Source organism: Dietzia maris (assembly GCF_036287335.1).
Taxonomy (GTDB): Bacteria; Actinomycetota; Actinomycetes; order Mycobacteriales; family Mycobacteriaceae; genus Dietzia; species Dietzia cinnamea.
Window position 1 is genome coordinate 2499848 of record NZ_CP143053.1, and the last position, 12669, is coordinate 2512516.

A 12669-nucleotide genomic window follows, 5' to 3' on the forward strand; every position below is an offset into this window, starting at 1 on the left:
TTTCCGTTGCGGAAACGGAAAGAGACCCCTATCGTTTCCGTCATGGAAAATAACGCGTTTCCGCCGTACGATCCCGCCGCCGCCCTCGCCGACGTCGACTCGGCCCGCCGCTCCGTGGCCGACAGGCTCACCACCCCGTGGTGGTACCACCCCGCCCTCGGCGCGATCCTCGCCGCGATCATGCTGGTGGGCGCTCTCGACCTCCACAACATCGTCCGCCTCGTGGTCTCCCTGGGCGGGGCGATCGGCATCGGCCTGCTGGTCGGGGCCTACCAGCGCACCACCGGCCTGTGGGTCGACATGCGCAACCTCGGCCCCACCTCCCGCAAGTGGTGGTTCGCCTACGCGGTGATCGTGCTGGTGGTGACCGGGTCCTCGCTCATCCCCACCGCCTCGGGCCGGGCGCTCCCCGTCTGGCTGGCCGTCCTGCTCGCCGCCGTCACCCTGATCGCCACGATCGTCCTGGGCCGCCGCGTCGACAGCGCGATGCGTGAGGAGATCCGCACCGGCGCCGCCGCCCTCCCGAAGGCGCGTCGATGATGGCCAGGCGCGCCGCCGCCCGGTTCGACGACATCATCCACGCCCCCCACCGGCTGCGGATCTGCGCCCTGCTCGCCCCCGTTGAGTCGATGGAGTTCGGCACCATCCGGGACGAACTCGGCGTCGCCGACTCGGTCCTGTCCAAGCAGTTCAAGGTCCTCACCGACGCCGGCTACGCCACCACCTCCAAAGCCGCCGCCCCAACCGGGCGCGCGCGCACGTGGCTGGCCCTCACCCGCGCCGGACGCAAGGCCTTCGCCGGTCACCTCGAGGCACTGCGCGAACTCGCCGCCGCCGCGGAGGGCGAGCCGCTCGCCCGGAGCGCGTCAGTCGCGGGTGCGGGCGTCGAAGGCCCGGATCGCGATCGGAGCGATGAGCACGGTCAGGCCGACGATCCACAGCAGTGACGAGAGCAGCGGGTACTGCAGCGGTAACGCCGCCTCCGGCCCCACGGCCGGGGCGTTGCCCCACAGCTGGCGCATCGCCTGCACCACCGACGACAGCGGATTCCACTCCGCGAAGACCCGGAGCCAGTCCGGCATCGACTCCGGCGGGGCGAACGTGTTGGCCAGGAAGGTGATGGGGAACGTGGTCGTGAACATGACCCCGTTGACCGCCTCGATCGTCTTCAGCCGCGACCCCACGACGATCCCGATCCAGATCATGACGAACCCGAACCCGACCAGCACGACGTAGCCCAGCAGGGCGTCGAGGAGGTTCGAACGGATCCGCCACCCCACGATCAACCCGGTCAACGACATCACCACCACCCCGATCGAGGAGTGGATGAGGCTCGACGCGCTCCGCGCGATGAGGATGGACGCCCGCTGGATGGGCAACGACCGGAAACGGTCGATGATGCCCTTGTTGAGGTCGTTGCACAGCCCCGACGCCACGACGAACGACGAGAACGCCATGGTCTGCGCCATGATCCCCGGCAGCAGCCACTCGCGGTAGTTCACCCCGCCCGCCACGGCGATCGCGCCGCCGAAGACGTACGCGAACAGCAGCACGAACATCACCGGCTGGATGGTGACGTCCGCCAGGTTCTCCGGCTGCCGCCGGATGTGGAACAGATTGCGGCGTACCAGCGCCGAGACCTGCCGGCCGAACGAGGGGCCGTCCGGGCGGGCAGGGACGACGAAGCCGTCCGCGCTGGTGGTCCCCACGGCGGGGTCCGCGACGGTGCTCATACCCGGTGCTCCTCCTCAGTGGTCCCGAGACCGGCGGTCTCGGCTCTGGCGGTCTCGGATCTGTGTGTCTCGGGTCCGTCGGTCTCGGACTCGGCGGCCCCGTCCCCGGCGGACTCGAGCCGGGGGTCCTCCGCCTTGCGTCCGGTCAACGAGAGGAAGACGTCGTCCAGGCTCGGGCGCTGCAGGCCGATGTCGTCGAGCTCGATACCGGCCTCCGTGAACGCCGCGGCGATGCCCGCGAGCGCGGAGACACCTTCCGACGGCGCGGTGAGACGGCGCGCGTCCCGGTCGACGTGGAAGTCGGCGATGCGGGTCGTCAACACCCGCGCGGCCTCGTCGACGTCCTCCGGGCGCGACACAGTGATCACCAGGCTGGCCGCCCCCGAGCGGTCCTTGAGCTGCAGCGGCGTGCCCTCGGCGATGACGCGTCCGTGGTCGATCACGATCACCCGGTCGGCGAGCTGATCGGCCTCGTCGAGGTACTGGGTGGTGAGCAACAGCGTGGTGCCGTCACGGACCAGTCCGCGCAGCACGTCCCACAGTTCGTTGCGCGACCGCGGGTCCAGACCGGTGGTCGGCTCGTCGAGGAACAGCACCGGCGGGGCCGCGACGAGACTGGCCGCCAGGTCGAGGCGGCGCCGCATCCCGCCCGAGTAGCTCTTGGCGACGCGGGTGGCCGCATCGGTGAGCGAGAACTTCTCGAGCAGTTCGTCCGCCCGCGCCTTCACCGCCTTCTTCGGCAGCCCGTAGAGGTCGCCGATCAGGCGGAGGTTCTCCCGCCCGGTGAGCAGCTCGTCCACCGTAGCCGACTGGGCCGTCAGCCCCATCTTCTTGCGGACTTGGGCGGGCTCGGCGACGACGTCGTGGCCGGCGACCCGCGCGGTTCCCGAGGTCGGCGGGCTCAGAGTGGTCATCATCCGGATGGTGGTGGTCTTGCCCGAGCCGTTGGGGCCGAGCAGTCCGAGAACCGACCCCGTGGGGACGGAGAAGGAGATGTCGTCGACGGCGGTGAAGTCGCCGAATCGTTTGACGAGGTGTTCGGCCTCGATCGCCGGTGCGGAGCTGGATCGGATACTCACTCTCAAAGGGTGGCCCTCGCCTCTGGCGGAGTCAACAGCCCCGAGCCGGTATGCGGACAGCCTCTGTCATCAATGGGATCGCGCTCGCTCGGATCGGATGCCGGCGGGCTCCGAGGCGCCTACCGTCGTGCCATGCCCCGCATCGCCATCACCTCCGTCCACGTCGACGACCAGTCGCGTGCGCTCACCTTCTACACCGAGGTCCTGGGGTTCGTCCTCAAACACGACTTCCCCGCAGGCGACTTCCGCTGGCTCACGGTGGTCGACCCGGGTGACCCGAACGGTACCCAGTTGCTGCTCGAGCCCGATCAGCACCCCGCCGCCCGGGCCTACGCCACCGCGTTGCACGCCGACGGCATCCCCGCCGCCCAGTTCGAGGTGGACGACATCCACCGGGCGCATGCCGAGCTGCAGGAACGGGGCGCGCGGATCGTGCAGCCGCCCACCGAGGCGGGTCCGGTGTGGACGATGATCCTCGACGACACCTGCGGCAACCTCGTCCAACTCGTCACCGCCGCGGACGTCTGAGGTCCGGTTCGCCGGAGCCGTACCCGGCTCGTCGACGTATCGTGGGGAGGCCGCGCCAGCGCCTTCCGACGCCCCAACGACCAAAGGATGACCGGTACCCGTGAGCCCCCAGTCGACCATCCCACCGACCATCGCCCGTTCGTGGCTTCTGCTGCCCGCGGACAAGTCCGAACTGTTCGATGACGCCGTGAACTCCGAGATGGACGTGGTCGTCCTCGACGTGGAGGACGGGGTGCGGCAGTCCGAGAAGGAGCGCTCGCGCCGCGAGGTGCGCCAGTGGCTCGAGGCGGGCAACCACGCGTGGATCCGCATCAACGACGTCCGTTCCCCGGAGTGGGAGAAGGACCTCATGGCGCTGGGTCACTGCCCCGGGTTGGACGGCGTGATGCTGGCCAAGACCGAGAACGCCGAACACGTCGCCCTCACCGCGTCCCGCCTGGCCGAGGGCACCCCGATCGTCGCCCTGGTCGAGTCCGCGGACGGCCTGGCACAGGCGGCGGAGATCGCCAAGACCGACCAGGTGGTGCGCCTGGCGTTCGGCGTCGGGGACTACCGACGTGACACCGGGATCGGGTCCTCCCAGATCGCCCTGGCCTACACGCGTTCGCAGTTCGTGGTGGCCAGCCGGATCGCGCGCGTGGCCCCTCCGATCGACGGGCCGACCATCTCCAACGACACCCGCGTGCTCATGGACGCGGCGGAGCACGCCGTCGAGATGGGCATGACCGGCAAGCTGTGTCTCCGGGTCGACCAGGCGCCGTACATCAACGAGGTCCTCTCCCCCTCCGCCGCGGACGTCTCGTGGGCCGAGTCGGTCATCGACGAACTCGGTAACGGCGGCGAGCGCTGCCACGACGGGTCGGACCTGCCGCGCCTGGCCCGCGCGCAGAAGATCGCCCGGCTCGCGCAGGCGTACGCCGTCGCGCGCTGACGGAAGCCTCGGGTACCTGGCTCGTCGCGGACGTGACAGGGCCCCGGCCGCGATGCGGTCGGGGCCCTGTCGTCGCTCCGGGTCGTTCAGCTGGTCGGTTCGGTCAGCGGGGTGAGTCGCCGGTGACCAGCGGCAGGTCGGGATCGCCGGCCCACGCGGTCATCGAACCGTCGTACACCGCCACGTCCTCGCGGCCGGCCAGCGCCAGCGCGTGGGCGACTCCGGTGGCCGCGATGCCACCGCCGCAGTAGGTAACGACCGTGCGGTCCTCGTCCAGCAGCCCGGCGGCCTCGAACTCGGCCCGCAGGTCCTCGAGCGGACGCAGCCTGCCGGTCTCAGGGTTCCGGAGGCGGGCCACCGGCAGGTTGATGCTGCCGGGGATGTGGCCGGGGCGACCGTACGAGTCGACGTCGCCGCGGTACGTGGCCTCGTCGAGGACGTTGACGAGGATCGTGTTCTCGTCGTCGAGGGTTGCGGCCACGTCCTCGGTGGACCGGATCAGCTCCGGCCGACGGACGCCCGTGAAGGTGCGCGGCGTCGGCACCGCGATCTCGTCGGTGACCTCGTAGCCCGCGGCCTTCCACGCCGGTAGGCCGCCGTCGAGGACCGCGACGTCGTCGAAGCCCTCGAAGCGCAGGTGCCACCAGAACCGGGTGGCCCAGAATCCCTCATGCTGGTCGTAGACCACCACGGTCGCGCCGTCCCCGATGCCGAGCCCGCTCGCGGCGGCCGCGAAGCGCTCGTGATCCGGCGCGGTGGCGGGCAGGGGGCTGCCCGGGTCGGCGAAGTCGCCGAGCAGGTCGGCGAAGAGGGCACCGGGGATGTGCTCGGGCCGGTACGTCTCGAGGCCCGAGACCGGGCGCGGGGTACCGTCCGCGTCGGCGGTCAGGTGGGTGGTGGCGTCGACGACGACGAGGTCGGCCTCACCCAGGTGGTCGTGCAGCCACTCGGGGCTCACGGTGAGCGGAGTCGTCATGTCTCGTCCTTTCGATGGGGTACGCCCCTCGAGAATAGACAGATCTGTTCAGCTGACGCGCTGGAGCCGCACGTTGGCGAACTCGGTCAGGCCCCATCGGCCCAGCTCACGCCCGTACCCGGAGCGCTTCACGCCGCCGAACGGTAGCCCCGGCATGGTGGTGCCGTGCTCGTTGACGTAGGCCATGCCCACCTCGAGACGCTCCGCCACCTCGGAGGCGCGCTCGGTGTCTGTCCCCCACACGGATCCGGACAGCCCGAAGTGGGTGTCGTTCGCGATGCGCACGGCCTCGTCGACGGAGTCGTAGGTGTACACCATCGCGACGGGGCCGAAGATCTCCTCGCGGTAGGCGTCCATCTCCTCGGTGATACCGGTGAGGATGGTGGGCTGCATGAACGCGCCGGGCCGGTCGATCGCCGCGCCGCCCGTGACGAGCGTCGCGCCCTGCCGCACGGCCGTCTCGACCTGCTCGACGACGCCGTCGCGGGCGTCCTCGGACGACAGTGGCCCGAGCTCGGTGCCCTCGTCGGCGGCGGGCCCGACGGTCAGCTCCTCGTAGAGATTCTTCAGCCGACCGAGGAAGTCGTCCTCGAGCTGCGACGGAACGAAGATCCGCTTGGGCGAGTTGCACGCCTGCCCGCAGTTCGACAGCCGTGCCCGTCCCACGGTCTCGGTGAGCTCGTCGAGGTCGTCCGCGTCGAGGATGATGAGCGGGTCGGACCCGCCGAGTTCCAGCACGCTGGGCTTGAGGTTCTCCGCGGCCACCGTGGCCACCGCGGCGCCGGCTCCCTCGCTCCCGGTGAGGGAGACGCCCTTGATCCGGGGGTCGGCGATCATCTCGGCGACCGTGTCGCTGGAGGCGTAGACGTTGACGAAGACGTCCTCGGGTAGGCCCGCCGCGCGCTGCACCTTCTCGATGGCCGCGGACGACCGGGCACAGATGCTGGCGTGCTTGAGCACGACGGTGTTGCCGAGCAGCAGATTGGGCGCGGCGAACCGGGCGACCTGGTAGTAGGGGTAGTTCCACGGCATGATCCCCACCAGCGGCCCGACGGGCTCGTAGGTGACCCGGTTGAGACGCGCCTCGGGCACGTCCAGCGACTCGGGCTCCAGGAGGGCGGGACCGTGCTCGCCGTACCAGCGGTAGATCGACGCCGCGAGCTCCACCTCGCCCTGCGCCTGGTCGGGCAGCTTGCCCATCTCGGTGGTGATCGCCTTACCGAGTTCTTCGCGGTGCTCGTCGAAGGCGTCGGCGATCGCCACCAGGATGCGGGCCCGCTCGGCCAGGTCGGTGGCGCGCCAGGTGGCGAATCCCCCGGTGACGGTGTCCAGGACGCCGTCGACGTCGCGGATCTGTTCGTATGCGCGGTCGGTCCGACCGGTGGACGGGTCGTGCGTGACGTACATGCGGTCCTCCCTCTTCTCGCGGCGGCCGGTGGTGGTGCCCGGTCGTGTCCCGCGGCGGTAGGCGGCGGGTCGGACCGGTGCATCCGGTCGGTGCGCCCCGACCCCGCCTCCGCAGTGGTGCGGGACGGGGTCGCAGGAGGTCGGACGTGGCTGTCGGGGCCGGTCGGTCAGCCCCAGCCCTGGGCGGCACGACGATCCGCGTCGGCCATGCCCTGGTTGCCCTGGGCGGCGGCACGGGAGATCTCGGCGAGCATCGCCTGCAGCGCTGCCGCGGCCTGGTCCCAGTCGTTCTGGTGCGCCTGGTAGGCGACCGCGGCGTCACCCTCCCACTCTGCGACCAGCGGGGCGAGGTAGGCCTCGAGGTCGTCGAGAGTGGTGCGCAGGCTGGTGGACGCCTGCGCGACCTGACCGACGAGGGCCTCGATCGGGCCGTGGTTGTAGGTGATCTGTCCAGAGGTCATGACGGTCCCTTCCGGTGGTGGTGGTGTCGGCGATCAGAGGTTGAGCGGGCCGGTGCCGCCGGCCCGGGTGATGAGGGCGGCCGAGTCCTGGTCCGCGGCGTCGAACGACGAGCTGTTGGTCCGCATCGTCTCCGAGATCCCGGCGAGGGCGTTGTTGAGCTTGGCGCTCTGCTGCTGCCACTCGGTCATGATCTGGGTGAAGCGTGCCTGCGCGGCGCCGCGCCACACCGAGCCGCCGAGCTGGGACACCGAGTCCCGCACGGTACCGAGCAGCCGGTCGATCTCGAGGTTCACGTCGTCGACCCTCCTGGCCGCCGTGTCCATGGTCCCGATGTGGGTGTTGAACCCGGTCATCTCGTCCTCCCCTGTGGTCGCTGCGGACTCCCCTTCTGGGTCCGTCACAGTGTTCGACGCGGCCGGGAGGTCGTTCGGTTCCACGGGATCGGGAAAATCTCCGTCGGGCTCGTCAGGAGGTGGCGTAGAGCCGGGCCGCCGCCTCGACCGGCGCGACCTCGGGTACGACGAACGACAGCAGGCGGGCCCGGTCGCACGCGTCCACGACCCGCTCGGCGACCCGTCCGCGCACGAGGACCTCCGCGGACCCGGTGGCCGCCTCGCGCCGCCGGCGCCGCAGGCCGGTGACCGCGTCGAGGATGCGCGGCACCTCGTCGTCGGCGGCGGTGTCGCGGAACGGGTCGCGGCGCTGCACCACGGCGCGGTCGACCAGGGTCAGTCCGCCGCGCGCACGTTCGACGAGTGAGACCGTGGTGCGTGTGCGGGAGGCTTCCACGCACACCGCCCAGCGCGCCGACGACGACGGGAGCGCCTCGGCCGTGACCAGGGCTGAGCGGACCACGCGGGCGGCGACCCCCACGTCCCCGGCGGCGGCCACGAGCCGGGTGGTGCGGCTCGTCCCCCAGTCGCTGGGCACCACCAGCACGGCGGCGTCGCCGTCACCGTCATTGTCGCCGGCTGAGGCCCCGGCCCAGCGCAGTGCGCGCGCGACGGGGGCCGCGAGGAGTTCGGAGACCGGCACGGAGAGGCCGGCGACGTCCACGCGGTCGCGGTGCGCGTGGGCGACGGGGTCCGCGAGGCACCGGGCCGGGAAGCGGGCGGCGGCCTCGTCGGCCCGATCCGAGCACTCGATGCGGTCGCCACCGGGCGGGAGCGCCGATCCGTCGAGGCCGGCGAGGACGGAGGCGGGGGCGACCACCGGGGACAGCACCGCCGAGGCGGACGCCGCCGCGACGGCCAGCCCCGAGCAGGACAGGTCCACGGCCAGGGTCGCCGCGCGCGCGTCGGTCACGGTTCGGACAGGGCGGTCTGGACCAGCCGCACGCCGCCGTCGCGGGTGACGAGCCGTCCCCGCCCCGCGGGCAGCGGGCCGGGTCGCACCCCTCCGAGCAGCGGCCCCTCCTCGCGGCTGCCGGACATGACGAGACCCGCGCCGCCCAGGTCGCGGATCCGGGCGACGAACGGGTCGAACAGCGCGCGCGAGGCGCCGGCGCTGCGCCGGGCCAGGACGACCGACAGGCCGATGTCCCGGGCGTGCGGCAGGAAGCGCGCCAGGGGCTGCAGCGGGTTGCCCCCGCCCGTGATGACGAGGTCGAGGTCGTCGACGAGGAGGTAGATCCTGGGTCCGCTCCACCACGACCGCGCGCGCAGCTCCTCGGCCGTGACGTCGGCGCCGGGCATGCGCTCCTCGAGGACCTGCGCCAGGTGCTCGACCATGGGCACGAGGGCCGTCTCGGTGGGCGCGTATCCAGCGAGGTGGTCCCCGGTGACCTCGCCGAGCATCGTGCGCCGGTAGTCCACCACGATGAGCTTGGCGTGTTCGGGGGTGTTCCCCGCGACCAGCCCGCGGGACAGCGACCGCAGAAGGGAGGTCTTCCCGCACTCCGAGTCGCCCAGCACCAGCATGAGCGGGTCGCCCTCCAGGTCGGCGTAGACCACCGTGAGGTCGACCTCGTCCACGCCGAGGGGGACGCGGGTGCGACGACCGTCGGCGTCGGGACGGGCCAGGCTCGCGACCTGCGCGTAGGGCAGCACCTCGGGCAGCATCCGGACGGGGGCGGCGCCGACGTCGCCCACCCGGGCGCGCCACCGCCGGGCGAGGTGACGCGAGGCCTCGGCGGTCGCGTCGGCCATGCCCTCCGGGTCGACCCGACCGTCGAGCCGGGGCTGGTAGACCAGCATGTGATCGCGGGTGCGGGTGAGTCCCCGCCCCGGGGCGGCCGGGACCGTCATCGCCGCGCGCCGGTCGATCATGGAGTCGGTGGGATCGCCCAGCCGCAGCTCGACCCTCGTGCCCAGGGCGTCGCGCAGCGCCGGCCGCAGGTCCGCCCAGCGGGAGGCGGACAGCACCACGTGGATGCCGTAGGACAGCCCGTCCGCGGCCAAGCCCAGGACCACGGCCTCGAGGTCCTCGAACTCGGTGCGCAGGGCCTGCCACCCGTCGAGCACCAGCAGGACGTCGGGGTATTCCGTCACGGGGCGCCCGTTCCGCTCGACGACCCGGAGGCGCGCCTGGTCGACGGAGGTGATGCCCGCCTCACGGAAGGCGGCCTCGCGACGGCGACGCTCGGCGTCCACCTCGGCGATCGTGCGCCGGATCCTCTCCTCCTCACCGCGGCGGGCGACCCCGCCCACGTGCGGCAGGTCCGCGACCGACTGCAGCAGTCCGCCGCCGAGGTCCACGACGTATACCGACAGCCGGTCGGGCTCGGTGGTCGCGGCCGCGGACAGCACGAGGGTGCACAGCGTCGTCGACTTGCCGGAGCGGGTTCCGCCGACGACGGCGACGTTGCCGTCGGCCCCGGACAGGTCCACGTACCAGGTGTCGCGGCGCTGCTCGAACGGCAGGTCCACCTCGGCGAGCGGGAACCGCAGCCCGACCGGCCGGACGGCCGCGATCGCGGCCCCCGCCGGGTCCGAGCCGGTCGGCTCGGTGCCCGTCGGTTCGGTGCCCGTCGGTTCGGTGCCCACGGCCGAGTCCAGCGGGGCGCCCTCCCCCAACGGGGCCAGCCACACCTCGTGCGCGGGTCGGCCGTGCCCGGCGAGTCGGCCCACCAGGACGTCGAGCAGGCTCGCCGACTCCCCCGCGCCGTCGGCGTCCGCGGCGTCGCCGGGAACGAGGTCCTCGTCGTCGTCGCCTCCGACCACCACCGGTGGGGTCGGCACCGGCATGTACCAGGCGGTGAACGGCCGCACCGCCGCGCGGGCGGCGACCGTGGCCACCGTGGAACCGTCGAGGCGGCGGTCCTCGGTGCACGGGCCGGAGACGTAGGCGGCGTCGAACCGCACCGGGTCGCCGGCGTCCACCTTGAGGTAGCCGGCGCCCGGGGTCGCGGGCAGGTGGTAGGCGTCGGTCACGCCCAGGACGGTGCGGGACTCGGTCGCCGAGAACGTCTTGAGGGCGATCCGGTAGGACAGGTGGCTGTCCAGTCCGCGCAGCCGCCCCTCCTCGAGGCGCTGGGAGGCGAGCAGCAGGTGGATGTGCAGGGAGCGCCCGAGCCGTCCGATCGTGAGGAACAGTTCGGCGAACTCGGGCTTGGAGGACAGCAGCTCGGAGAACTCGTCGACCACGATCACCAGTGCGGGGAGCGGATCCAGCGGCGCGCCCTTGGCGCGGGCGGCCTCGTACTCCGCCACGTTCGAGTAGTTGCCGGCCGCGCGGAGCACCTCCTGGCGCCGGGTGAGCTCCCCTTCGAGGGCGTCCCGCATGCGGTCGACCATGGTGATCTCGGCCTGCAGGTTGGTGATGACCGCGGCGACGTGCGCGAGCGGCTCCAGCCCGAGGAACGTGGCGCCGCCCTTGAAGTCCACCAGCACGAGGTTGAGCGAATCGGGGTCGTGGGTGGCGACCAGACCCAGCACGAGGGTGCGCAGGAACTCCGACTTGCCGGACCCGGTCGCGCCGATGCACAACCCGTGCGGTCCCATGCCGCCGTGCGCGGCCTCCTTGAGGTCGAGCTCGACGGGCGCGCCGTCGGGGCTGACGCCCACGGGCACGCGCAACCGGTCGCGCTCGCCGCGGCGCCGCCACGCGACCGCCGGGTCGACCTGGGTGGCCACGCCGATCCCCAGCAGGTCGGGCAGGCCGGGCGCGCGGCGGGTCGAGGTGGAGCCGTCGGCGTGGGTCACCGTGTCGGCGGGCCGGTACCGGGACAGCGCCATGGCCAGGCGCTCGGCCTCCGGCGGGCTCATCGCGTCGACCCGCGCGACCTCCTCCTCCCCCGCCTCGGTGCGGACGCGCGCCACGCGGTCGTCGCCGACCCGGATGCACAGGCCGCGGCGCAGCGCGAGGTCGCGCAGCTGCCCCGCGCGGCTGCCGGAGACCTCGAGCACGGTGACGCCGTCGAGACCGTCCTCGGCCAGGAGACGCTCGGCGCCGGTGACGCCGACCCCGTCGACGACGACGACGAGGTGGGCCCGCCCCGGGACACCGGCCGCGCTCGGGGAGAAGGCGGGACGGTCCGAGATGTCGGTCCCCAGCATCGACTCGACCCCGGCGAGCGAGAACTCGGTGAGCCGGACCCGCCCGCCTCCGTCGGTGTAGACGGGGTGTTCGTGGTGCGGGAGCCACTTGAGCCACTCCCACGCCCGGCGGGCGTCGCCCTCGCTCGCGGCGACCGCGACGCGGACCCGGTCGGGACCGTGGGCCACCACGAGGCCGGCGATCATGGCGCGCACGGCGGCGCGTACGAGTTCGACGTCGCCGTCGAGGGACAGGGCGGCGAACGCGCGCAGTTCCAGCGCGACGGGCAGGTCGTCGACCACCGAGTGCACGCGGACGAAGCGCCGCATGCTCACCACCGACACCGGCTCCAGGTCGTCGACGGGGCCGGTGTCCGGGGCCTCGAGCCGGGTCGCGAGCGACTGGCGGCCGGGGCCCACGCGGACGGTGAGGTCGTCGGGGTCCGACTCGTCGCGCTCCCACATGCGGGGCGTACCGACGAGCGCGGGCAGCTCGACGGGATCCGGGTGGCGCCAGAGGGCGGCCGCCCGCTGCGCGGCCGCGGTCTCACGGACGGTGTCCCGGGTCTGGCCGAGGTAGCGCAGGTAGTCCTTGCGCAGTTCGTCCGTCTCGGCGGTCTTGTTCCCGCCGGTCAGCGTGCCGGCGAGCATGCCCACCGCCGAGACGGCCATCATCACCGGGAAGAGCATGAACATGGGGTTGCGCATCATCCCCGTGCGCATCATCACCACGACCATCCCGCCCACGGCCACCACCAACACGATGGGCAGGACGATCTGGATGAGCGGACGCGGGGTCGGCCGCGGCAGGGCGGGCGGCGCCTGCAGCGCGATCTGGCCGCCGGGCGTGGGCGGGGCGTCGAGCTTCTCGGCGCGCGCGAACACCACGTCACCCATCAGCGGCACCCGTGTGCGTCACCAGCGATCGTCCTCTCCACTGCCGCCGGGCGCGCGGCGCGCCGCCGGGAGTTGGGGCCCCCACGAGCGCCCTCCCACCCCGACAATGATCGGCGTATCGGGTGGCGATGTTAGGGCAGTACACGTCCTGGCGGGGGCACCAACCGGGAGCGAGCGGGAG

Annotated in this window: 12 protein-coding genes; 4 read left to right on the top strand and 8 right to left on the bottom strand. The window is 72.5% G+C overall.

The window, feature by feature from the left end:
• The first annotated feature begins 42 nt into the window (after nucleotides 1-42).
• Entirely contained in the window at nucleotides 43-540 is a 498-nt protein-coding gene (locus VYL96_RS11505; RefSeq protein ID WP_131885251.1) for a hypothetical protein, read from the top strand.
• Complete coding sequence (locus tag VYL96_RS11510; RefSeq protein ID WP_243699612.1) at nucleotides 537-947, top strand: transcriptional regulator; 411 nt, start codon at nucleotides 537-539, stop codon at nucleotides 945-947. Before VYL96_RS11505 ends, VYL96_RS11510 begins: the two co-directional genes overlap by 4 nt.
• Here VYL96_RS11510 and VYL96_RS11515 read toward each other — a convergent pair.
• Together VYL96_RS11515 and VYL96_RS11520 are read right to left on the bottom strand one after the other, a co-directional pair.
• The gene (locus VYL96_RS11515; RefSeq protein WP_063971904.1) at nucleotides 867-1733 is read right to left on the bottom strand and encodes an ABC transporter permease; all 867 of its coding nucleotides are present in this window, start codon (nucleotides 1731-1733) and stop codon (nucleotides 867-869) included. The two genes, VYL96_RS11510 and VYL96_RS11515, sit on opposite strands and share 81 nt — an antisense overlap.
• Nucleotides 1730-2812 carry an efflux ABC transporter ATPase subunit, DrrA-related gene (locus VYL96_RS11520; RefSeq protein WP_131885252.1) on the bottom strand — a complete coding sequence of 361 codons (1083 nt, stop codon included), beginning with the start codon at nucleotides 2810-2812 and terminating at the stop codon, nucleotides 1730-1732. Before VYL96_RS11520 ends, VYL96_RS11515 begins: the two co-directional genes overlap by 4 nt.
• 132 nt (nucleotides 2813-2944) lie before the next feature.
• Between VYL96_RS11520 and VYL96_RS11525 the strand changes: the two genes are divergently transcribed.
• Nucleotides 2945-3340 (top strand): VOC family protein, encoded by a 396-nt coding sequence (locus VYL96_RS11525; protein WP_131885253.1) that lies wholly within the window; start codon nucleotides 2945-2947, stop codon nucleotides 3338-3340.
• 100 nt (nucleotides 3341-3440) lie between these two features.
• On the top strand, nucleotides 3441-4271 hold the full coding sequence (locus tag VYL96_RS11530; protein WP_131885254.1) for an HpcH/HpaI aldolase/citrate lyase family protein: 831 nt from the start codon (nucleotides 3441-3443) through the stop codon (nucleotides 4269-4271).
• A 103-nt stretch (nucleotides 4272-4374) separates the two neighbouring features.
• Here VYL96_RS11530 and VYL96_RS11535 read toward each other — a convergent pair whose 3' ends face one another.
• The 6 genes from VYL96_RS11535 to eccCa form a co-directional block, all read right to left on the bottom strand.
• Nucleotides 4375-5247, bottom strand: a complete 873-nt coding sequence (locus VYL96_RS11535) for a sulfurtransferase (protein ID WP_131885255.1) — start codon at nucleotides 5245-5247, stop codon at nucleotides 4375-4377.
• 48 nt (nucleotides 5248-5295) lie between these two features.
• Complete coding sequence (locus tag VYL96_RS11540; protein WP_131885256.1) at nucleotides 5296-6654, bottom strand: NAD-dependent succinate-semialdehyde dehydrogenase; 1359 nt, start codon at nucleotides 6652-6654, stop codon at nucleotides 5296-5298.
• Nucleotides 6655-6821: 167 nt separating this feature from the next.
• Nucleotides 6822-7115 (bottom strand): WXG100 family type VII secretion target, encoded by a 294-nt coding sequence (locus tag VYL96_RS11545; RefSeq protein ID WP_063971898.1) that lies wholly within the window; start codon nucleotides 7113-7115, stop codon nucleotides 6822-6824.
• Nucleotides 7116-7148: 33 nt separating this feature from the next.
• Nucleotides 7149-7469: a WXG100 family type VII secretion target gene (locus tag VYL96_RS11550; RefSeq protein WP_007628508.1), complete on the bottom strand. Its 321-nt coding sequence runs from the start codon at nucleotides 7467-7469 to the stop codon at nucleotides 7149-7151.
• A 112-nt stretch (nucleotides 7470-7581) separates the two neighbouring features.
• Nucleotides 7582-8421: a hypothetical protein gene (locus tag VYL96_RS11555; protein WP_131885257.1), complete on the bottom strand. Its 840-nt coding sequence runs from the start codon at nucleotides 8419-8421 to the stop codon at nucleotides 7582-7584.
• The gene (eccCa, locus tag VYL96_RS11560; RefSeq protein ID WP_131885258.1) at nucleotides 8418-12488 is read right to left on the bottom strand and encodes a type VII secretion protein EccCa; all 4071 of its coding nucleotides are present in this window, start codon (nucleotides 12486-12488) and stop codon (nucleotides 8418-8420) included. The genes VYL96_RS11555 and eccCa overlap by 4 nt, the downstream gene beginning before the upstream one ends.
• Between the last annotated feature and the right edge of the window lie 181 nt (nucleotides 12489-12669).

Coding starts and splice junctions, on each gene's coding strand:
- VYL96_RS11505 (WP_131885251.1), top strand. CDS start 43: ATGGAAAATAACGCGTTTCCGCCGTACGATCCCGCCGCCGCCCTCGCC.
- VYL96_RS11525 (WP_131885253.1), top strand. CDS start 2,945: ATGCCCCGCATCGCCATCACCTCCGTCCACGTCGACGACCAGTCGCGT.
- VYL96_RS11540 (WP_131885256.1), bottom strand. CDS start 6,654: ATGTACGTCACGCACGACCCGTCCACCGGTCGGACCGACCGCGCATAC.
- VYL96_RS11545 (WP_063971898.1), bottom strand. CDS start 7,115: ATGACCTCTGGACAGATCACCTACAACCACGGCCCGATCGAGGCCCTC.
- VYL96_RS11535 (WP_131885255.1), bottom strand. CDS start 5,247: ATGACGACTCCGCTCACCGTGAGCCCCGAGTGGCTGCACGACCACCTG.
- VYL96_RS11515 (WP_063971904.1), bottom strand. CDS start 1,733: ATGAGCACCGTCGCGGACCCCGCCGTGGGGACCACCAGCGCGGACGGC.
- VYL96_RS11510 (WP_243699612.1), top strand. CDS start 537: ATGATGGCCAGGCGCGCCGCCGCCCGGTTCGACGACATCATCCACGCC.
- eccCa (WP_131885258.1), bottom strand. CDS start 12,488: ATGGGTGACGTGGTGTTCGCGCGCGCCGAGAAGCTCGACGCCCCGCCC.
- VYL96_RS11550 (WP_007628508.1), bottom strand. CDS start 7,469: ATGACCGGGTTCAACACCCACATCGGGACCATGGACACGGCGGCCAGG.